This is a genomic window from Nocardia sp. CC213A (genome assembly GCF_030766805.1).
GTDB classification, from domain to species: Bacteria; Actinomycetota; Actinomycetes; order Mycobacteriales; family Mycobacteriaceae; genus Nocardia; species Nocardia otitidiscaviarum.
The window spans coordinates 46,770-67,114 of the sequence record NZ_JASFXA010000004.1 but is presented as its reverse complement, the minus strand read 5'-3'; the positions used below and the strand labels follow the sequence as shown (position 1 = coordinate 67,114).

Sequence of the window (20,345 nt, the reverse complement as noted above, 5' to 3'; positions counted from 1 at the left end):
ATCGTGGAAGGAATTGGAATGCAGGACGTCACCAGAGACGACATCGCCCGCTGTTTCGTGAACAGCTCCCGCAGCGGCGTCCGAACGATGACCTTCCCCCGCGACCTCGATGACCTGCCCTGGCCGGAACTGGACTACGTCGGCTGGATCGACTCGCGTGCGCCCCGCCGCGCCTATCTGGTCGCCGAGCACGCCGGGCGGCTGGTCGGCATCGAACTGCGGGCGGCGAGCACCGACGGCTCCCGGCCGCGAACGGGCATGTGCGAGCTGTGCCACGCGGTCCACCGCGTCGGCGGGACCAACCTGTTCACCGCGCGCAAGGCCGGCGCCGCGGGCAGGGCGGGCAACAGCGTAGGCACCTACGTGTGCGCCGACTTCTGCTGTTCGCTGTACGTGCGCGGTCGCAAACCGCTCGGCGGCAACCAACCCGAACAGGCATTGCCCACCGTGACGCGCATCGCGCACCTCGTCCGGCGTATCGACGGATTCGTCGCCCGTGTACTGGGGTGACCGGGGCGTCCGGCGGTCGGCGCGGGCCGGACGTTGACCTGTCGGACCCGGCTGATTTGATGGGCGGATGCTGCACGGACTGTGGTCACCGGGGTCCGGGCTGGTGCTGTGGCATCCGCCGGGCGCCGATGCCGGGGCGGTCGTGGGCGAACTACCGGATCCGTTGGGGTCGATCGTGCGGACGGCGCGGTTCCGGCATCGGGCCGAGGTGCTGGTGCCGGGTGCGGGCGGGCCGGAATTGGTCACGGTGCGCGGGCACGCCTTGGCTCCCGAGACGGCGGCGCCGGTGCTGTTGCAGGAGTTGCCACCGCGGCGGGTGGCGGGGGATCTACGGTTTCTCGCGCATGTGGCACGCGGTATCGACCGCTGGGTGGGAGCCGGTCGGGTCGTGCCCGAGGTGCGCCGCGACGACGGCGACTGGTGGGTGCGCTGGCGGCTGCTGGGCGGCCAGCGGCAGCGCGCATGGCTGGCGGAACTGGCGGTCGCCATGCCCGCCGCGCTGCGCACCGTGGGGCGGCCGTCCGCGCTGCTGGAGGACTTCACCGGCGAACTCGCCGACCCGATAACCCGGCTGCGACTGGCGGCAGCGGCGCCATCGCGGCTGGCCGGCGGGGATTCGGCCGACACGCCGAGTAATGCGATCCGTCCCTCGGTGGGGACCACCGGCACCGCGGTGATCGGCGGATCGGTCCGCACCGCCGGAGCCGCCGCCACGCCCACGGGCGGTGAATCGGATCGGAACACCTCCCGTGCGGTGGGGGCCGGATCGCGCGTGAGTCGCGCTCGGCGGGCCGAGGCACTGCGAAACGCAGGCTCGGCGGCCGACGATCCGGAAGCGTTGACCGCGGCATTGCGGGACAGCCTGGCGGCCGAGGAGGGCTACCTCGGGCCGGACGACCGTCCGGTGCACGCCACCCGGGTGGGCCCCCATCCGCTGCTCGCCGCGCTGGTGGGAGACGGGCCGCTGGAGGTCGGGTCGTATCGGCTGGCGTCGGTGCTGGAGGACTGGCGGACGAGTCTGACCGCCGACGAACCCGAGCTGGTGCTGCGACTGCTGGAACCGCCCGACGCGGAGGCCGAGGCGGCGGATGTGCTGTGGCGGCTGGAGGTGTGCCTGCACACCGAGGGGGAGGCTCCGCAGCCGGTGCTGCTGCCGGGCGACCCCCAGGCGGTGCGGGTGGCGGGGGAGAAGCTGGCCGCCGCCAAGCAGGCGTATCCGCGGCTGCGCGATCTGCCCGGCGACCCGCACAGTATGGATCTGCTGCTGCCGACCGAGGTCGTGATGGATCTGGTGGCGCACGGGGCGCAGGCGCTGCAATCGGCCGGGGTGCGGCTGCTGCTGCCGCGCGCCTGGAAGATCACCACGCCGAGCCTGCGGCTGCGGGTGCAGAGCCCCGCCGCGACCGAAACAGCGGTCGGGCTCCAGGGTTTGGTGTCCTACCGGTGGGAACTCGCGCTCGGCGACACTGTGCTGACGCCCGCCGAGATGGCGCGCGTCATCGCGGCCAAGTCGGATCTGGTGCAGCTGCGCGGGCAGTGGGTGCAGGCCGACCACCGCGTCCTGGCCGCCGCCGCGGAGTACGTCTCGGGTCGCGCCGACGACACGCCCACCACCGTCGGCGGCCTGTTCGCCGAACTCGCCGCCAACCCGGTGACCCGCGTCCCGCTGGCTTCCGTTACCGCGACCGGTTGGGCGGCAGAGCTTTTCGACGCCGACCATCCGACCGAACCGATCGACCCGCCCGCCGGGCTGAAAGCCGAACTGCGCCCGTACCAGCAGCGCGGGCTCACCTGGCTCGCCACCATGTCCCGCCTCGGCTGCGGCGCTGTCCTAGCCGACGATATGGGCCTCGGCAAGACCATCCAGGTGCTGGCGCTGCTGCTGCACGAACGCGAAACCTCTTCTGCCCGGCCGAAACCCGTGCACCGGGTGGCCCCGCGTGCCGAGCCGGGTCTGGCGGCCGGTGATCCCGCGCCCGTCACCACCGCGACGAGCCCGGCCCTCGGCGCGGGTCCCGCCCCCACCCTGCTGGTGTGCCCCATGTCCGTGGTCGGCAACTGGCAGCGGGAGGCGGAGCGGTTCGCGCCGGGGCTGCGGGTGCTGGTGCATCACGGTGCGGGTCGGCGCAGTGGACCAGAATTCGATGCGGCCGTGGCGGATTCGGACCTGGTCGTCACCACCTACGCGCTGCTGGCCCGCGATGTGGAGGAGTTGAAGCGGCAGGGGTGGCAGCGGGTGGTGCTGGACGAGGCGCAGCACATCAAGAACGCGGCGACCCGGCAGGCGCGCGCCGCCCGCGCGATACCGGCGCGGCATCGCCTGGCGCTCACCGGAACCCCGGTGGAGAACCGGCTGGAGGAACTGCGTTCCATTCTGGATTTCGCCAATCCGAAACTGCTGGGCAAACCCTCGGATTTCCACGCCCGCTTCGCGGTGCCCATCGAGCGCGAGCGTGACGAGAACGCGGTGGCCCGCCTGCGCGCCATCACCTCCCCGTTCGTGCTGCGCCGGGTCAAGACCGATCCGGCGGTGATCTCCGATCTCCCCGAGAAGATCGAGATGACGGTGCGGGCCAACCTCACCGTCGAGCAGGCCGCCCTCTACCAGGCCGTGCTCGACGATATGACGCAGAAGCTGAAGGCCGCCAAGACCAAGGAGGATATGGGCCGCAAGGGCGCGGTGCTGGCCGCGCTGACCCGGCTCAAGCAGGTGTGCAACCATCCCGCGCACTTCCTCGGCGACGGTTCCGGCGTGCTGCGCCGCGGCCGGCACCGCTCCGGGAAGCTGGCCCTGGTCGAGGACGTGCTCGAGGCCGTCCTCGCCGACGGTGAACGCGCCCTGCTGTTCACCCAGTTCCGCGAGTTCGGTGAACTGGTGGCCCCCTTCCTCACCGAACGCTTCGGCGTGGAGGTCCCCTTCCTGCACGGCGGCGTCCCGAAGCAGCGTCGCGACGCCATGGTCACCCGTTTCCAGGAGTCCGGCGGCCCGCCGCTCATGCTGCTCTCGCTCAAGGCGGGCGGCACCGGACTGAATCTCACCGCCGCCAATCATGTGGTGCACCTGGACCGCTGGTGGAATCCGGCGGTGGAGAACCAGGCCACCGACCGCGCCTTCCGCATCGGCCAGCGCCGCGACGTGCAGGTCCGCAAGCTGGTGTGCGTGGACACCATCGAGGAGCGGATCGACGACATGCTGTCCGGCAAGCGCCAACTCGCCGATCTCACGGTGGGCGTGGGCGAGAACTGGATCACCGAGCTCAGCGACGATGAACTGCGCGACCTGTTCGCGCTCGGCTCCGAGGCGGTGGGGGAGTGAGCGGACAAGCGCGGAGACGGCGGCGCGGCGTAACCACGCAGCGCGCCGCTCACGCCCGAAAGGACACAGCGTGAGCGACCGCGTCGACTACAGCACCTTCGGCAAGCGCCGCCCGGTGCGCGGCGGCGTCGAATCCCGCAGCCAGCGCGGCGGTTTCGCCACGACCCGTTGGGGCCGCGCCTTCCTGGAGGCCGTCGAGCAGGTCGCCGATCGCGGTCGGCTGACCCGCGGCCGCACCTATGCCCGCGCCGGGCAGGTCGTCAGTTATCACCTGGAGCCCGGCGCGGTGCACGCCGAGGTGCAGGGCAGTCAGCCGCGCCCGTTCACCGCCGTCCTCACCATGCGTCAGCTGCGCGACGACCGTCTGGACGAGCTCGTCGCCGCCGTACGGCAGACGCCCGGTATGCTTGCCGAGATCGCTTCGGGCACACTGCCTTCCGCACTGGGTTCGCTCCTCCTCCCGACCACCGTCAGCGAACTGGACTTCGCCTGCTCCTGTCCGGACTCGGGGTGGCCGTGCAAACACGTGGCCGCCGTCTGCTACATCCTGGCGGAGCGGTTGGACGACCATCCGAAGGATCTGCTGACCCTGCGCGGCGTGGATCTGGAGACCTTGATCGGCGCGGTGCAGCGTGATTCGAACCCGCCGGAGCAGGTGGATATCTACGGCGAGGAGTCCGCGCTCCCCGCGCTCCCGCGCCCCGACTTCCACCCGGCCCCCGAAGATCTCGACCCGGCCCTACTACGCCGAGCCCTGCGGATGACGGCGGAGGACGAGCCCACAGCGGAGACGGGCCTGCGTCACCTCCGCGCGCTCTATCGCGCCCTGCGCTGACGCCGCGCGCGGCGATGCCGCCTATTCACCGCACGGCGACCCGCCGCGACCGCCGTTCCGGTTCGGCGTTCTCGGCGAGCCGGTCGAACCGGTAGTCGCCCAGATCGAAGTGACCGGCTCGCCACGCCGCTTCCACCGTGCTCATCGGCTTGAGCGGCACATCGCCGTTCTTGTCGAAGTAGTAGCTGTTGGCCAGTGCGCAGCTGTCCTGCCAGAACACCTGGGTGCCACGGCGATTCAGCATCTCGCGGAAGAATCGCGCATTGGCCTCCGGCGTGATCTCCACCCGGGTCGCCCGCCGCTCGCGCGCGTTGCGCAGCAGTCGCAGGATGTGCCGGGTCTGCATTTCGATGAGCGCGAAGTACGACGACCCGTTGTACCCGTACGGCCCGATGATGGAGAAGAAGTTCGGGAATCCGGGCACGCTCACGCCCTCGTAGGCTTGCAGCCGATTGTCGTCCCACCAGTCCTCCAGCCGCGCGCCGCCGCTGCCGTGCAGGTCGAAGGTCGGCATATTCCCCGACTCCATGACCTTGAAGCCGGTCGCCATGATCAGCACGTCGACCGGGTGGTGATTCCCGTCGGCGGTGCGCAGTCCGGTCTCGGTGACCTCGGCGATCGGATCGGTCTCCAACCGCACGTTCGATCGGTTGAAGGTGGCGAGGTAGTCGTTGGAGAATCCGGGCCGTTTGCAGCCGAGGGCGTAGCGCGGTGTCAGCTTGTCGCGCACCTCGGGATCGTGTACCTGATCGCGCAGGTGGGCCAGTCCGACCCGCTCGCCCACCTTGGCGATGGGCAGCAGACCGTAGTAATGCGCGCTGAGCGGGAAGGTCAGTTCGACGAAGGTCTGACTGGCGAGCCGGGTGAGCAGCTGACCCCCGGGCAGCCGCATGAGCAGGCGGACCGCCCCGGGCAGCTCCCGGTCCGGTCGCGGCAGACACCAGATGGGCGTGCGCTGGAAGACGGTCAGATGGGCCACATCGGGGGCGATCTCCGGAATGATCTGTACCGCCGATGCCCCGGTGCCGATGATGCCCACGCGTTTACCGCGCAGATCCTGCCCGTGATCCCAGCGCGCGGTGTGCATGACGATCCCGGAATACCGTTCCACCCCCGGGATATCGGGCAGTTTGGGCCGGGTGAGCACGCCGGTGGCCCCGACCACGTAGCGTGCCGTGATCTCCTCGTCCGCGGCGGTGCGCAAGCGCCACAGGTGCAGGTCGTCGTCGTAGTCGGCGCGGGCGATGGTGGTGCCGAATCGGATTCGCGGTCGCAGCCCGTACTTGCCGACGCAGTGTTCGGCGTACGCCTTCAGTTCCCGACCGGGCGCGTAGATCCGGGACCAGCCGCGCTGCTGTTCGAACGAGTACTGGTAGCTGAACGACGGAATGTCCACGGCGATACCGGGGTAGGTATTCCAGTGCCAGGTGCCGCCCACCCCGTCGGCCTCGTCGACGATCAGGAAGTCGTCGAAGCGGTGCTTGCGCAGCATGATCGCGACGCCGATGCCGGAGAATCCGGCACCGATGATGACGATCTCGTGGTCGACGACGCTGGCGTTCATGAGGTCTCCTCGGCGTAGATGACGCAGTCCACCCGATGCTCGATGCCGTCCACGGTGCGGATGCCGCGCGGTGCGAGCCGGGCGATCGGCCAGGTGATGAGCCGGACATGGGGGCGGTGCAGGGCCCGGTAGTAGTGGCTGTGCCAGGTGACCGGGGCGGGTGATTCCGGGGTGAGCTGGCGGCGGGTCCACGAATCCGGCACCTGGAGGCGCAGGTTCGCGGCGGCGGCCCGGCGGGCGAGTCCGAAGGGCAGCAGTCGCGCCGCCGTGGTGGCCGCCGCGGTGAGGTGCGGCAGCGGCGGGCGCGGCAGCACCCACACCGGATCATGTTGGAAGACGGTGACCTTCCGCGCGCGCTCCGCCACCCGGGGCAGCACCCGCGCGATCGCCGCCGCGCTGCCGATCACCGCGACCCGCTGCCCGGCCAGCGGCAGCTGGTCCGTCCAGCGGTCGCAGTGCAGCTGCGGTCCGGTGAAGGAGTCCGCGCCGCGCGGCGGGCGCACCCCGTCGCCCCGCGCGCCCCAGTCGGAGAACGCGTCCACCCGTGCGGCCGCCGCGTTCATTCCGTCACCGGCTCGTAGGTCAGCTCCTTGGACCAGGACGGCTCCCGGCCCAGCACCCGCACCGGGAATCGGTCGATGACCCGGCCGAGCCCGTCGTTCACCGCCTGTAGCGGTTGCAGCCGGTTGATGGTGGCGCGCCCGTGCAGCCGCACCACGTGATAGAGCGGCACCCGTTTGATGCTCGGGCTGCGTTCCCCGGCTTTCTCGTAGCGCCGTACGGCATTCCAGAGTTTCTCCTCGTCGAGCCCCATGGCCATGATGTTGGCCGACATGCGCGACAGCAGCGGGGTGTACACCAGCGCGCCGAGCAGCAGGGTGGGGCGCAGCGTGTATCCGGCCGTCTCGATGGCGATACGGCGCAGCGGGCCCGCGCCGAGCTGTTCCAGGACCTGGAATCCGACGGCGAGGTGCCGCGACTCGTCGCTGTTGATGTGCCGGAACACGGTGTGGCACAGCGGGTCCCGGACCTCGTCGAGCAGGAACTTGACCAGCGCACCGTCCAGTGCGCATTCCAGCGAGGGGATGACGGTGGCGAGCACCGGCAGGGACAGGTCGTCGGAGTAGCGGTCCACCCATTCGATGACGAGTCGGATGTTCTTGTTGGGCACCGGCATGGCGTCCGCGTCGAGCATCCCCCAGCGCCGCATGAGCGCGAGTTCCGCATTGGCGTGCTTCTGCTTCTCGGCGTGGAAGTAGCGGTAGATCTCGCGCAGCGGCCCGGGCGGCGCCTTACGCGTGAGGGCCGCGAAACCGCGCGCGCCCACGTGTTCGATCCACACCAGGTCGGCCATGAACGCGGCCAGCGTCGGTCGCTGTTCGGCGGTGACGAGGTCGGCTCCCGGTGCGTCCCAGTCGATATCGGCCAGGGCCCATTGGCGGTCTCGAATGGTTTCCAGCATGTCCGGATAGGCGAACGCCATTGTTCGGCTCCCTTATCGGCGCGCCAGCCTTTCGATGAGTCCGGCGGCGCGGGTGTACGGAACGGGCAGCAGCCGCTTGGACTGCCAGATGAGCTTGGCTTCGACCTGCGGCACCACGTACAGCTGGCCGCGGTCGACGGCGTCGAGGGTTTCGCGGGCGATGTTCGCGGGCGGTCGTCCGGTCCAGCGCAGCAGCAGATCGCCGAGTCGCGCGGTGGACGGGTCGTCGATGGCGGCATTGTCGAGGATGTGGGTGCGAACCGCCGTGGGGCACAGTGCCGTGACGGTCACCCCGGTGCCGACCAGTTCCGCGGCGAGGGTTTCGGAGAGCGCCAGCACGCCCGCCTTGCTCACGTTGTAGGCGGCCATGCGCGGCGCGGAGCCGAAGGCGGCCGCGGAGGCGGTGTTCAGAATCGCCCCGTGGCCGGCCGCGCGCATGCGGGGCGCGAAGACGTGACAGCCGTGGATGACGCCCCACAGGTTCACGTCGAGCACCCGGTGCCATTCGGAGAGCGGGGCCTCGCCGACCGGTGTGCCACCCGCGCCGATTCCGGCGTTGTTGCAGACCAGATCGGTGGGATTGCCGAACCACTGTTCGGCGGTGTCGGCGAGGGCGGCCACCTGGTCGGCGCTGCCCACATCGCAGTACACCTCGAAGCCCTTGCCGCCGGCCTCGTGTACGAGTTCGACGGTGTCGCGGGCGGTGTCGGTGTCGATATCGGCGCAGACCACGCGTCCGCCGCGGCGGCCCAGCTCGACGGCCAGCGCGCGGCCGATGCCGCTGCCCGCGCCGGTGACCACCGCGTCCGCGTACCTGGTGCGGCGGGATCCGCCGAAGGGGTTGAGTCGCATGGGAACTCCCGAAGCCGTGCGACGCGACCACCCAACTGGTGTCGCCTGCCACCATTGGCCGCGCCTGCCACCAATTAGGCGCTCGATGGGGTAATTTGTCAATGATGAACGTGCGCGCACCGGCCCGAACCTGGGGTGGCCGAACCCCGGAGGAACGCCGCGCGCAGCGCCGCCGCAAGCTCATCGAGGCCGGATTGGCGATCTGGCTCGAGCACGGTTGGGCCGCGGTCACCATGCGCGGCGTGTGCACCCGCGCCGCCCTCAACGACCGCTACTTCTACGAGCATTTCGCCGACCGCGACGAACTGCTGGGCGCGGTGTGGGACGAGGTGTGCTTCGAGGTCTTCGGCGAACTGTCCGCGGTCGTGGCCGAACACCTGGACCGGACGCCGCTGGAGATCCTGCGCCTGGCCGTCACCCGCGCCGTCGATCTGCAAACCCACGGGCATGCCCGCATCCTCTTCGACAACCACGCGGGCAGCCGGGTCCTCGAGGAGCGCCGCCGGGCCACGCTCAGCGATTCCACCGATCTGCTCATCGCCACCGCCCGCCCGTATCTGCGGACCGGTGTGGACGAATCCGATTTCCGCATGAGCGTTCTCATGGGCATCGGCGGTTTCAACGAACTGCTCTCCGCCTGGCGCACCGGGGCCGTCGAGGCGGATGCGGAGCGGGTCATCGACCATGCCAGCCGGGTCGCCACCCTGCTCGGAACGCAGTACCTCGATCCCGCGGCCATCGACGCCGATCGGGAGTAGGCGAATTCCCGGGCAATACCGCTCGGTACGCCCATACTGGGCGCATGACGCGACGATGGGTGGGGACCGCGCTGGACCGGCTGGTCGACGACGGCGTGCTGACCGCCGAGCAGCGGACGGCGGTGGCGACCGCGCTCGCCGAGGAGCGCGCCGCCCCGGTGCCGTGGCCGCGCCTCGTCGCCGAGATCGCGGCCTACGTGGGCGCGGGCCTGCTGCTCGGCGGCATCCTGCTGCTGCTGGACTCCTCCTGGGACGATCTGAACCGGCTCGGCCAGCTGCTCGTGCTGGCGGTGGTGTCGATCGGACTGGCGGTGGGCGGCGTGCTGCTGGCCGGTGGCCCGGCGGCGCTGTTCGTCCGCGACGACGGTGACCGCACGGTCGCGGCGCGTCTGGCGGCCGTGCTGTTCGTACTGACCGCGCTGTGCGTGGCCGCGCTGGTCGGCCTCGCCCTCGACGACGGCGGTGACGACACCACCTGGGTGTGGGCGATGCTCGCCGCACTGACCGTCGGACTGGCGGGTTACGCCGCGCTGCCGTCGGTGGTGGGGCTGCTCGCCTGCGGGGTGTTCGCGGCGTCGGCGGTCGCCGGGGTGTGCGGCGAGTTCGTCGGCACCGACAGCGTGGGGACGGGGGTGGCGCTGGTGGCCCTGGGCGGAATCTGGTTCGCGGCCGGTCGATTCGGCGTCGCGGCCCCGAACTGGGTGGCCTATGTGATCGCCATCGCCACCGCGCTCATCGGCGCGCAGGTGGCGGGATTCGTCCACGAACGCTGGTCGTACCCGCTCGCTCTGTTGGTGGCCGTCGTCTGCTTCGGCGTCTACGCGACCGAGCGCACGCCGGTGCTGGTGATCGGCGGCGTTCTCGCGGTCGCCGTCGGAACGACTCAGGCCGTATGGGATTGGACCGGGCAGGCGGCGGCGACCGCGGTCACCGTGCTGGTGCTCGGCGCACTGCTGCTCGGTGCGGGTGCGATGGCGTTGACGCGCAAGCGCTCCTGAGCTTCAGAGCACGTCGATGCGGTAGACGCGCTGGGCATTGGTGCGGAAGATCATGTCGAGTGCGGCGGCATCGGCCCCGTGCTCGGTGAGTGCGGTGGCGATGGCCTCGGCGGCAGTGCCGATCGAGGTGATCGGTCTGTCCACGGGGAAGTTGGAGCCCCACAGCAGCCGGTCCGCCCCGAAGACGTCCAGCGCGTGGTGCAGCATGGGGGACAGGCGCTCCTGGAGGACGGCCACCGGCGTCGACTCGCCCCGGGCGGGTACCGGATGCCCGAGGATGGGCATGCCCAGACCGCTGATCTTGGCCACCACATTCGGATGGGTGGCCAGCGCCGCGAGATCGTCGCGCCAGCGCAGGAACAGCTCGCGACGGCGCCCGGGGTCCTTCCCGGTGTCGCGGCCCACCGGCCCGAAAACGCCCGCGGGCGTGCCCAGGTGATTGAGCACGATGGTGGCGTCGGGATAGCGCCGGGCCAGCGCGGTGACCTCCGGCAGCTGCTGGGAGTAGACCCACGCCTCGAAGGAGAGCTTGCGCTCGGCCAGCACCGCGAACCCGTCGAGGAAGGCGGCGCTGGTGAGCACGCCCGGCGGTTTGCGGTGCCCGCGGATACCGCGGTCGGGATGGTGTTCGACGCGGGTGCGAATGCCCCGGAACAGCGGCGAGGCCGACTGGTGGGCATCGAGCAGCTCGGCGAAGGTGGCCGCGGTGGGGTCGCCCCCGCCGACGATCGCGCCGAGCGCGGGGGTGTCGACGCCGAAGGGCAGGCTGGCCACCCAGCGGGTCTCGTCGGCCTGGGCCAGCCCGCCCCTGCCCGACCATTCGGCCTCGACGTGGACGATCGCCTCGACGGGGACGTCCCCGGCGTCGTCGCGATAGTCGGCGGGAAGGTACGGGTGGACGAACGGTTCGGGGTCGGCGACGAATTCCCGGTCGCGTCTGGGGGCCAGTCTGGCGGCTACGTCGATGGGAATCGGCAGGTAGCGAAAGAGTTTCGCCAATCCGCTGAACTCGCGCGGTGTGGTCAGCGGATCCCACTGGTGGATGTGCGCATCGACGACAGTCATTCCAGTCAGGTCCATGGTGTCCCTTCCGTACTGGTCGCTTCGATGCGGATTGTCCCATTTCCCAGACGGTCGGGCAGGCGAATCAGACGTTGCGGCGGTACTGGCCCCCCACGGTGAAGAAGGTGTCGGTGATCTGTTGCAGCGTGCACACCCGCGCGGCGTCCATCAATACCTCGAAGACATTGTCGTCACCGCGCGCCGCCGCTTCCAGTCGTGCCAGCGCGGCATGCGCCTCGTCGCGGTGGAGCCGGGTGAATTCGCCGACCCGCCGCAGCTGCGACTGCTTCTCCTCCTCGGTGCCGCGCGCCAGTTCGAGCACCCGGTGCTCGTCCGGCCGCGGATTGCGGAAGGTGTTGACGCCGATGATGGGCAGGCTGCCGTCGTGTTTGCGCCGCTCGTAGAGCATGGATTCGTCCTGGATGCGGCCGCGTTGGTAGCCGGTCTCCATCGCGCCCAGCACGCCGCCGCGCTCGCTGATCCGCTCGAACTCCAGCAGCACCGCCTCCTCCACGAGGTCGGTGAGCTCGTCGATGATGAAGCTGCCCTGGAGCGGGTTCTCGTTCATGGCGAGTCCCCATTCCCGGTTGATGATCAGCTGGATCGCCAGGGCGCGCCGCACCGACTCCTCGGTGGGGGTGGTGACGGCCTCGTCGTAGGCATTGGTGTGCAGGCTGTTGCAGTTGTCGTAGACGGCGATGAGCGCCTGCAGGGTGGTGCGAATGTCGTTGAAGCTCATCTCCTGTGCGTGTAGCGATCGCCCGGAGGTCTGGACGTGGTACTTGAGCTTCTGTGAGCGTTCGTTGGCCCCGTACCGGTCTCGCATGGCGATCGCCCAGATGCGCCGCGCCACTCGGCCGATCACCGAATACTCGGCGTCCATGCCATTGGAGAAGAAGAACGACAGATTCGGCGCGAAGTCGTCGATGTGCATACCGCGCGCCAAATACGCTTCCACGTAGGTGAATCCATTGGCGAGGGTGAAAGCGAGCTGGCTGATGGGGTTCGCGCCCGCCTCGGCGATGTGATAGCCGGAGATGGAGACGGAGTAGAAGTTGCGAACCCCGTTGCGCACGAACCATTCCTGGATGTCCGCCATCATGCGCAGGCTGAATTCGGTGGAGAATATGCAGGTGTTCTGGCCCTGATCCTCCTTGAGGATGTCGGCCTGCACGGTGCCGCGCACGGTGGCCAGTGTCTCGGCGCGCAACCGCGTCGCCTCGTCGGCGGTGGGCTCGCGGCCCTCGGCGGCCGAGAACTGTGCCAGCGCCTGGTCGATGGCGGTATTGAGGAAGTAGGCGAGAATGGTCGGCGCGGGACCGTTGATGGTCATGGAGACCGAGGTGGTCGGCGCGTCCAGGTCGAATCCGTCGTAGAGCGCCTTCATATCGTCCAGCGTCGCGATGGAGACGCCCGAGGTGCCGACCTTGCCGTACACGTCGGGCCGCTCGGCCGGATCGTGGCCGTACAGCGTCACCGAGTCGAAGGCCGTCGACAGCCGTTTGGCCTCGGAATGTTCCGAGAGCACCTTGAACCGTCGATTGGTGCGGAAGGCGTCGCCCTCACCGGCGAACATACGCGCCGGATCCTCCCCGTCCCGTTTGAACAGGAAGACGCCCGCGGTGAAGGGGAAGCGCCCCGGCACATGCTCCGAACGCAGGAAACGCAGCAGCTCACCGTGATCGGTGTAGCGGGGCAGCGCCACCCGGGGAACCTTGTTGCCCGACAGCGTCTCCCGGGTGAGCACGGTCCGGATCTCCCGGTCGCGCACCCGGACGACCTGCTCGTCGCCCCGGTACGATTCGGCCACGGTGGGCCATTCGGCCAGCAGCGCGGCATTCTCCGGCGTGAGGGTGGCGCGGGCCCGCTCCAGCAGCGCACCGACCGCCTCGGCCGCCGCGGGTGTCGCGTCGCCCGAACTCCCGGCTTCGGCCAGCTCCCCGAGCACCGACTCGAGCCGCTGCACCCGCCGCGCCGCATCGGCCTGCCGGACCGTCTCGGCGTGGTAGTTCCGGACGCTCTCGGCGATCTCCGCCAGATACCGCACCCGGGCGGGCGGAATGATCTGGGCGAAGCGGGTGGAGGCGCGAATGTCCACGCGGGGCAGCACTCCCGGCTCCAACGGCAGCCCCCGCTCGGCGAGCAGCCCGCTCAGATGCTGATAGAGCGCGGTGACCCCGTCATCGTTGAACGTGGCCGCGCTGGTGCCGAATACCGGCATGTCCTCCGGTGCGGCATGGAACTCCTCCCGATTGCGCAGCAGTTGCCGCGAGACGTCGCGCAGCGCGTCGGCGGCCCCGCGGCGCTCGAACTTGTTGATGGCCACCACATCCGCGAAATCGAGCATGTCGATCTTCTCGAGCTGGGAGGCCGCGCCGAATTCCGGGGTCATCACATACAGCGACACGTCGACGTGCTCGGCGATCTCCGCGTCCCCCTGGCCGATACCCGGCGTCTCCAGCACGACCAGGTCGTAACCCGCTGCCTTGCAGGCGATGAGCATGTCGTCGATATTGGTGGGCAGTTCCCGTTCCCCGCGCGTGGCCAGCGAACGGAAGTAGATGTGGTCGGCGTCGAGCGAGTTCATCCGAATGCGGTCGCCGAGCAACGCGCCGCCGCCGCGCCGCCGGGTCGGGTCCACCGCCAGCACCGCCACCCGCAGCTTGTCCTGCTGATCGCTGCGCAGACGGCGAATCAATTCGTCGGTGAGCGAGGACTTTCCGGAGCCGCCGGTGCCGGTGATGCCGAGTACCGGCACCCGCCGATCGGCCGCCGCGGCGCGCAGGGCGGCCCGGTCGGCCTCCGGCAGGGCGTCCTGCTGCAAGCAGGTGAGCGCCCGCGCCAGTGCGGCCCGCTCCCCGGCGAGTACCCGCTCCACCGGCACCGGCGACCGCGCCAGGTCCACATCGCAGGTCTCGATGAGCTTGTTGATCATTCCCGGCAGCCCGAGCCGCTGCCCGTCCTCGGGCGAGAAGATGGTCACCCCGGAGGCCGCCAATCGCGCGATCTCCTCGGGGATGATCACCCCGCCGCCCCCGCCGAAGACGCGCACGTGGTCGGCTCCGGCCTCGCGCAGCGCGGCGGCCAGGTATTCGAAGTACTCGACGTGCCCGCCCTGGTACGAACTGATGGCCACGCCCTGCGCGTCCTCGGTGAGCACCGCGTCCACGACCTCGCTGACGGCGCGGTTGTGTCCGAGGTGAACCACCTCCGCGCCCTGCGATTGCAGGATTCTGCGCATGATGTTGATAGCCGCGTCGTGGCCGTCGAACAGTGCCGCCGCGGTCACGAACCGCACCGGGTGGACCGGGACATGCAGGTCGGCCATCGCATCCTCCGCGGGCAGATTCCATTGGTGTCCAGATAGTAGGACGTCAAATCAACTCTAGAGTGATGCGTCGCACATTGCCAGGGCCGTGCGAATGATCGTGTGATTCATCCCACAGCCAATACTTGGATGTCCAACTATAGGATCGCCACGTACAACTACGGCGACGACGAACAGGACTGGCATGGTTCGCGAACTCACCCACTTCATCGGCGGGCGGCACGTCCCCGGCACCTCCGGCACATTCGGGGACGTGTACGACCCGAGCACCGGTCAAGTGCAGGCCAGGGTGCCCCTCGCCACCACGGCCGAGGTGGAAGCCGTCATCGCGAACGCCGCCGAGGCGCAGCGGGAGTGGGCCGCGTTCAACCCGCAGAAGCGGGCCCGCGTGCTCATGCGGTTCCTGACGCTGGTGCAGGACGAGATGGACTCCCTCGCCGCGCTGCTGTCCTCCGAACACGGCAAGACCATCGCCGACGCCAAGGGCGACATCCAGCGCGGCCTCGAGGTGATCGAATTCGCCACCGGCATCCCGCATCTGCTCAAGGGCGAATACACCGAGAGCGCCGGCACCGGCATCGACGTGTACTCCATGCGCCAGCCGCTCGGCGTGGTCGCGGGCATCACCCCGTTCAACTTCCCGGCCATGATCCCGCTGTGGAAGGCCGGACCGGCGCTGGCGTGCGGCAACGCCTTCGTGCTCAAGCCCTCCGAGCGGGACCCCTCGGTGCCGCTGCGGCTGGCCGAACTCTTCGTCGAGGCCGGGCTCCCGGCCGGGGTGTTCAACGTGGTCAACGGTGACAAGGAGGCGGTGGACGCGCTGCTGCACGACGAGCGGATCTCCGCCGTCGGGTTCGTGGGCTCCACCCCGATCGCGCAGTACATCTACGAGACCGCCACCGCCAACGGCAAGCGCGCCCAGTGCTTCGGCGGGGCCAAGAACCACGCCATCGTCATGCCGGACGCCGACCTCGACGATGTGGCCGATCAGCTCATCGGCGCGGGCTACGGCTCCGCGGGTGAGCGCTGCATGGCCATCTCGGTCGCCGTGCCGGTCGGTGAGGAGACCGCGGATCGCCTGCGCGAGAAGCTGATCGAGCGCGTCAACAAGCTCAATGTGGGCCGCTCCGACGATCCGGGCGCGGACTTCGGCCCGCTGGTCGGCCGCGACGGCGTGGACCGGGTGAACAATTACGTGCAGATCGGCGTGGACGAGGGCGCGGAACTCGTCATCGACGGCCGCGGCCTGGTGGTCGAGGGCGCGGAGGACGGCTTCTTCGCCGGTGCCTCGCTGTTCGACCGGGTCACCCCGGAGATGCGGATCTACCGGGAGGAGATCTTCGGACCCGTGCTCTCGATCGTGCGCGCCAAGGATTACGAAGAGGCGCTGCGCCTGCCCAACGAGCACGAATACGGCAATGGCGTGGCCATCTTCACCCGCGACGGGGATACCGCCCGCGACTTCGCCGCGCGCGTGCAGGTCGGCATGGTCGGCATCAACGTGCCGATCCCGGTGCCGATCGCGTACCACACCTTCGGCGGCTGGAAGCGTTCCGGCTTCGGCGATCTCAACCAGCACGGCCCGGATTCGATCCGCTTCTACACCAAGACCAAGACGGTGACGCAGCGCTGGCCGTCCGGGGAGAAGGAGGCGGCATCCTCCGGCCGCTCCGCGAGCTCCGCGGCCAACGCCTTCGTCATCCCGACCATGGACTGACCCATGTTCCTACTCGACGACGACGAGCAGGCGATCACCGCGACCGCCCGATCCTTTGCCGACGAGCTCCTGGCCCCCAACGCGCTGGAATGGGATGAGCGCAAACACTTCCCGGTCGACGTGCTGCGCAAGGCCGGGTCGCTCGGCCTGGGCGGCATCTACGTCCGCGAGGATGTGGGCGGTTCGCAGCTGCGGCGGCTGGACGCCGTGCGCATCTTCGAACAGCTCGCCACCGGCTGCCCGGCCGTGGCCGCCTACATCTCCATCCACAATATGGCGGCCTGGATGATCGACAGCGTCGGCACCGACGCCCAGCGCCACCGCTGGCTGCCGGGGCTGACGTCGATGGACTCGCTGGCCAGCTACGCCCTCACCGAACCCGGCGTCGGCTCCGACGCGGCGGCCCTGAGTACCAAGGCCGTGCGCGACGGCGACGACTATCTGCTCACCGGCGTCAAGCAGTTCATCTCCGGGGCGGGCAGCACCGATGTGTACGTACTCATGGCCCGCACCGGACCCGAAGGGGCACGCGGGATCTCGGCCTTCATCGTGCCCGCCGACACCCCCGGGCTGTCCTTCGGCGCGAACGAGAAGAAGATGGGCTGGAACGCCCAGCCCACCCGGCAGGTCATTCTGGACAATGCCCGGGTGCCCGCCGCGAACCTGCTCGGCGGCGAGGGCAGCGGCTTCCGGATCGCCATGAACGGGCTCAACGGCGGGCGGCTGAACATCGCCGCCTGCTCGCTCGGCGGCGCGCAGGCGGCGATGGACAAGACCGTGGCCTATCTGGCGCAGCGCAAGGCGTTCGGGGCGCGGCTGTTGGACAATGCCGCACTGCAATTCGAACTCGCCGATATGCGGACCGCGCTGGAGGCGTCGCGCACGCTGCTGTGGCGGGCCGCGGCGGCGCTGGACGCCGACGCACCCGACAAGGTGGAACTGTGCGCCATGGCGAAGCGGTTCACCACCGACGCCGGGTTCGAGGTGGCCAACAAGGCGCTGCAATTGCACGGCGGCTACGGCTATCTGGCCGAGTACGGGGTCGAGAAGATCGTCCGCGATCTGCGGGTGCACCAGATTCTCGAAGGTACGAACGAAATCATGCGGGTGGTCGTCGCCCGCTCGGTGGTGGGGGCGGCGTGAAAGGAAACAGCGTGCGAGGAACCAATACGGCCGAACCGGAAGTCCTGATCGAGCGGCGCGACGGGCTCGGCCTGATCACGCTCAACCGGCCCAAGGCCATCAACGCGCTGAATCATCCGATGGCGCTGGCCATTCTGGACGCGCTGCGTGAGTGGGCCGCCGACGACGAGGTGCGCACCGTCGTGCTCACCGGCGCGGGCGAGCGCGGACTGTGCGCGGGCGGCGATATCGTCGCCATCCACACTGACGCCAAGAACGCGGTGGCGCAGGGCGATACGGCCGCCGCCGACTCGCCGAGCGGCCGGTTCTGGCGTGACGAGTACCTGCTCAACGCGCTCATCGGCCGCTACCCGAAGCCGTACGTCGCCGTCATGGACGGCATCGTCATGGGCGGCGGCGTCGGCCTGTCCGGGCACGCCAGCCACCGCATCGTGACCGAACGATCCAAGATCGGCATGCCGGAGACCGGCATCGGCTTCATCCCCGACGTGGGCGGCACCTACCTGCTGTCGCACGCGCCCGGCGAGATCGGCACCCACGTCGCCCTCACCACCGCGCGGATGAGTGCCGGTGATGCCATCGCGGCGGGCTTCGCCGACTACTTCGTGCCCGCCGAGCAGCTTCCGGCACTGCTGGAAGCGCTGCGCGACAACGACGCCGATACCGCCATCGCCAAGTTCGCGCAGGCCGCACCGGAATCCGAACTGATGGCGCAGCGCGACTGGATCGACGCCTGCTACAGCGCCGACTCGGTGGAGGAGATCGTGGCGCGGCTGCGCACCCATGACACCCCCGAGGCCGCCAAGGCCGCCGCGGACGTGCTGACCAAATCGCCGGTGGCGCTGAAGGTCACGCTGCGCTCGCTGCGCAATGCGCGCGCCGCGACGCACCTCGAGGAGGTGCTGAACCAGGAGTACCGGGTGTCGGTGGCCTCGCTGAGCACACACGACCTGGTGGAGGGTATCCGCGCGCAGGTCGTGGACAAGGACCGCAACCCGCGGTGGAACCCGGCCACCCTCGCCGATGTCAGCGCGGCCGAGGTGGACACGTATTTCGCCGAATTGGGCGACAAGGAACTGGGATTGACCGCACCGGAGGGCAAATGAGCACGACCGTCGCATTCCTCGGACTGGGCCACATGGGTGGCCCGATGGCCGCGAATCTGGTGCGGGCCGGATACGAGGTACTGGCCTACGATCCGGTGCCCGCCGCACAGGAGCAGGCGCGCACCGACGGCGCGCGGGTGGTCGACACCGCGAAACAGGCTGCCGCCGAGGCCGATTGCGTCATCACCATGCTGCCCAATGGCCGCGTCGTGCTGGATGTGTACGACGAGGTGCTGTCCGCCGCCAAGCCGGGCACGCTGTTCATCGACTGCTCGACCATCGATGTCGCCGACGCCAAGACCGCCTCGAAGCAGGCCGTGGCGGCGGGGCATCGGGCGCTCGACGCCCCGGTCTCCGGCGGCGTCGCGGGTGCGGCGGCGGGCACGCTCACCTTCATGGTGGGCGGTGAGGCGGCCGATTTCGCCGACGGGCTGCCGCTGCTGGAGGTCATGGGTGGCAAGGTGGTGCACTGCGGCGGGGCGGGCGTCGGCCAGGCGGCCAAGATCTGCAACAACATGCTGCTGGGCATCTCCATGATCGGGCTGTCCGAGGCCATCGTGCTCGGTGAGAAGCTGGGCCTCACGCACGAGAAGTTCTTCGACGTGGTGTCCACGGCGTCGGGACAGTCGTGGGCGCTCACCTCGTACTGTCCGGTGCCCGGCCCGGTGCCGACCAGCCCGGCCAACAACGACTACCGGCCCGGATTCGCCACGGCGCTGATGAACAAGGATCTGGGTCTGGCGGCCAACGCGCTAACGGCCAATGGCGTCGACGGACAGATCGGCCTGCTCGCCGCCGCCATCTACGACCGCTTCAACCAGGACGAAGCGGGCAAGGACTTCTCGGCTATCGTGACCGACATCCGCAAGCGATCCGGAGGAGCTGACACGCGTGCCTGAATTCGAGACCATTCTGCTGGAGCGCAAGGGGCGCGTCGCGCTGATCACGCTCAACCGGCCGAAGGCCCTCAATGCGCTGAATTCGCAGGTCCTCGCCGATATCTCCGCCGCCCTCGACGAGCTCGAGCACGATGACGAGATCGGCGCGGTCGTGCTCACCGGTTCGGAGCGGGCCTTCGCGGCGGGCGCGGACATCAAGGAGATGCAGAGCAAGTCCTATATGGACATGTTCCTCGCCGACCACTTCGCGGGCTGGGATCGGCTCACCGCCTTCCGCAAGCCGATCATCGCGGCGGTCGCGGGTTACGCCCTCGGCGGCGGCTGTGAGCTGGCCATGATGTGCGACCTGCTGATCGCCGCCGACACCGCCAAATTCGGACAGCCGGAGATCAAGCTCGGCGTCATCCCCGGCATGGGCGGCTCGCAGCGCCTCACCCGCGCCGTGGGCAAGGCCAAGGCCATGGACCTCATCCTCACCGGCCGGAACATGGATGCCGAGGAGGCCGAGCGGGCGGGTCTGGTCTCGCGCATCGTCCCCGCCGCCGACCTGGTCTCCACCGCCCTCGAGGTGGCCGCGACCATCGCCTCGATGTCGTTGCCGTCGGTCATGATCGCCAAGGAGGCCGTGGACCGCTCCTTCGAGACCACCCTCGGCGAGGGGCTGCGCTTCGAGCGTCGGGTCTTCCACTCGCTGTTCGCCACCGAGGATCAGAAGGAGGGGATGGCGGCCTTCGTCGAGAAGCGCGCCGCGAACTTCTCGCACAAGTAGCGGAG

The 20,345-nt window shown here is 69.6% G+C and carries 16 protein-coding genes; 10 read left to right on the top strand and 6 right to left on the bottom strand.

Annotation, left to right across the window (positions count from 1 at the left end):
- Nucleotides 1-18: 18 nt before the first annotated feature.
- From QJS31_RS08755 to QJS31_RS08745, 3 genes are all read left to right on the top strand, one after another.
- The gene (locus tag QJS31_RS08755) at nt 19-510 is read left to right on the top strand and encodes an FBP domain-containing protein (RefSeq protein WP_282779847.1); all 492 of its coding nucleotides are present in this window, start codon (nt 19-21) and stop codon (nt 508-510) included.
- 67 nt (nt 511-577) lie between these two features.
- Nucleotides 578-3,826 (top strand): DEAD/DEAH box helicase, encoded by a 3,249-nt coding sequence (locus QJS31_RS08750; RefSeq protein ID WP_282779845.1) that lies wholly within the window; start codon nt 578-580, stop codon nt 3,824-3,826.
- Between the two features lie 70 nt (nt 3,827-3,896).
- Complete coding sequence (locus tag QJS31_RS08745; RefSeq protein ID WP_282779843.1) at nt 3,897-4,661, top strand: SWIM zinc finger family protein; 765 nt, start codon at nt 3,897-3,899, stop codon at nt 4,659-4,661.
- Nucleotides 4,662-4,686: 25 nt separating this feature from the next.
- Here QJS31_RS08745 and QJS31_RS08740 read toward each other — a convergent pair whose 3' ends face one another.
- The 4 genes from QJS31_RS08740 to QJS31_RS08725 are packed head-to-tail and all read right to left on the bottom strand — an operon-like array spanning nt 4,687 to nt 8,560.
- Entirely contained in the window at nt 4,687-6,225 is a 1,539-nt protein-coding gene (locus tag QJS31_RS08740; RefSeq protein WP_306356398.1) for an NAD(P)/FAD-dependent oxidoreductase, read from the bottom strand.
- Nucleotides 6,222-6,788, bottom strand: coding sequence for a hypothetical protein (locus QJS31_RS08735; protein ID WP_306356397.1), 567 nt, complete (start codon nt 6,786-6,788; stop codon nt 6,222-6,224). Before QJS31_RS08735 ends, QJS31_RS08740 begins: the two co-directional genes overlap by 4 nt.
- The gene (locus QJS31_RS08730) at nt 6,785-7,708 is read right to left on the bottom strand and encodes a ferritin-like domain-containing protein (protein ID WP_306356396.1); all 924 of its coding nucleotides are present in this window, start codon (nt 7,706-7,708) and stop codon (nt 6,785-6,787) included. The genes QJS31_RS08735 and QJS31_RS08730 overlap by 4 nt, the downstream gene beginning before the upstream one ends.
- A gap of 12 nt (nt 7,709-7,720) precedes the next feature.
- On the bottom strand, nt 7,721-8,560 hold the full coding sequence (locus QJS31_RS08725) for an SDR family NAD(P)-dependent oxidoreductase (protein WP_282778891.1): 840 nt from the start codon (nt 8,558-8,560) through the stop codon (nt 7,721-7,723).
- A gap of 104 nt (nt 8,561-8,664) precedes the next feature.
- On the opposite strand from QJS31_RS08725, the gene QJS31_RS08720 reads away from it, so the two are divergent.
- Nucleotides 8,665-9,318, top strand: coding sequence for a TetR/AcrR family transcriptional regulator (locus QJS31_RS08720; RefSeq protein ID WP_306356565.1), 654 nt, complete (start codon nt 8,665-8,667; stop codon nt 9,316-9,318).
- 44 nt (nt 9,319-9,362) lie between these two features.
- Nucleotides 9,363-10,316, top strand: coding sequence for a DUF2157 domain-containing protein (locus tag QJS31_RS08715; protein ID WP_282778894.1), 954 nt, complete (start codon nt 9,363-9,365; stop codon nt 10,314-10,316).
- A 3-nt stretch (nt 10,317-10,319) separates the two neighbouring features.
- On the opposite strand, the gene QJS31_RS08710 is transcribed toward QJS31_RS08715, so the two are convergent.
- Nucleotides 10,320-11,381 (bottom strand): amidohydrolase, encoded by a 1,062-nt coding sequence (locus QJS31_RS08710; RefSeq protein ID WP_282778895.1) that lies wholly within the window; start codon nt 11,379-11,381, stop codon nt 10,320-10,322.
- Nucleotides 11,382-11,463: 82 nt separating this feature from the next.
- Nucleotides 11,464-14,706, bottom strand: coding sequence for a fused isobutyryl-CoA mutase/GTPase IcmF (gene icmF / locus QJS31_RS08705; RefSeq protein WP_306356395.1), 3,243 nt, complete (start codon nt 14,704-14,706; stop codon nt 11,464-11,466).
- A gap of 184 nt (nt 14,707-14,890) precedes the next feature.
- On the opposite strand from icmF, the gene QJS31_RS08700 reads away from it, so the two are divergent.
- The 5 genes from QJS31_RS08700 to QJS31_RS08680 are packed head-to-tail and all read left to right on the top strand — an operon-like array spanning nt 14,891 to nt 20,340.
- Nucleotides 14,891-16,423, top strand: a complete 1,533-nt coding sequence (locus tag QJS31_RS08700; protein WP_306356394.1) for a CoA-acylating methylmalonate-semialdehyde dehydrogenase — start codon at nt 14,891-14,893, stop codon at nt 16,421-16,423.
- Between the two features lie 3 nt (nt 16,424-16,426).
- Nucleotides 16,427-17,566 (top strand): acyl-CoA dehydrogenase family protein, encoded by a 1,140-nt coding sequence (locus QJS31_RS08695; RefSeq protein WP_282778902.1) that lies wholly within the window; start codon nt 16,427-16,429, stop codon nt 17,564-17,566.
- A gap of 11 nt (nt 17,567-17,577) precedes the next feature.
- Complete coding sequence (locus QJS31_RS08690; protein ID WP_282778903.1) at nt 17,578-18,672, top strand: enoyl-CoA hydratase/isomerase family protein; 1,095 nt, start codon at nt 17,578-17,580, stop codon at nt 18,670-18,672.
- Nucleotides 18,669-19,571: a 3-hydroxyisobutyrate dehydrogenase gene (gene mmsB / locus QJS31_RS08685; RefSeq protein WP_282778905.1), complete on the top strand. Its 903-nt coding sequence runs from the start codon at nt 18,669-18,671 to the stop codon at nt 19,569-19,571. Before QJS31_RS08690 ends, mmsB begins: the two co-directional genes overlap by 4 nt.
- The gene (locus QJS31_RS08680) at nt 19,564-20,340 is read left to right on the top strand and encodes an enoyl-CoA hydratase (protein ID WP_039810630.1); all 777 of its coding nucleotides are present in this window, start codon (nt 19,564-19,566) and stop codon (nt 20,338-20,340) included. Before mmsB ends, QJS31_RS08680 begins: the two co-directional genes overlap by 8 nt.
- Nucleotides 20,341-20,345 lie beyond the last annotated feature (5 nt).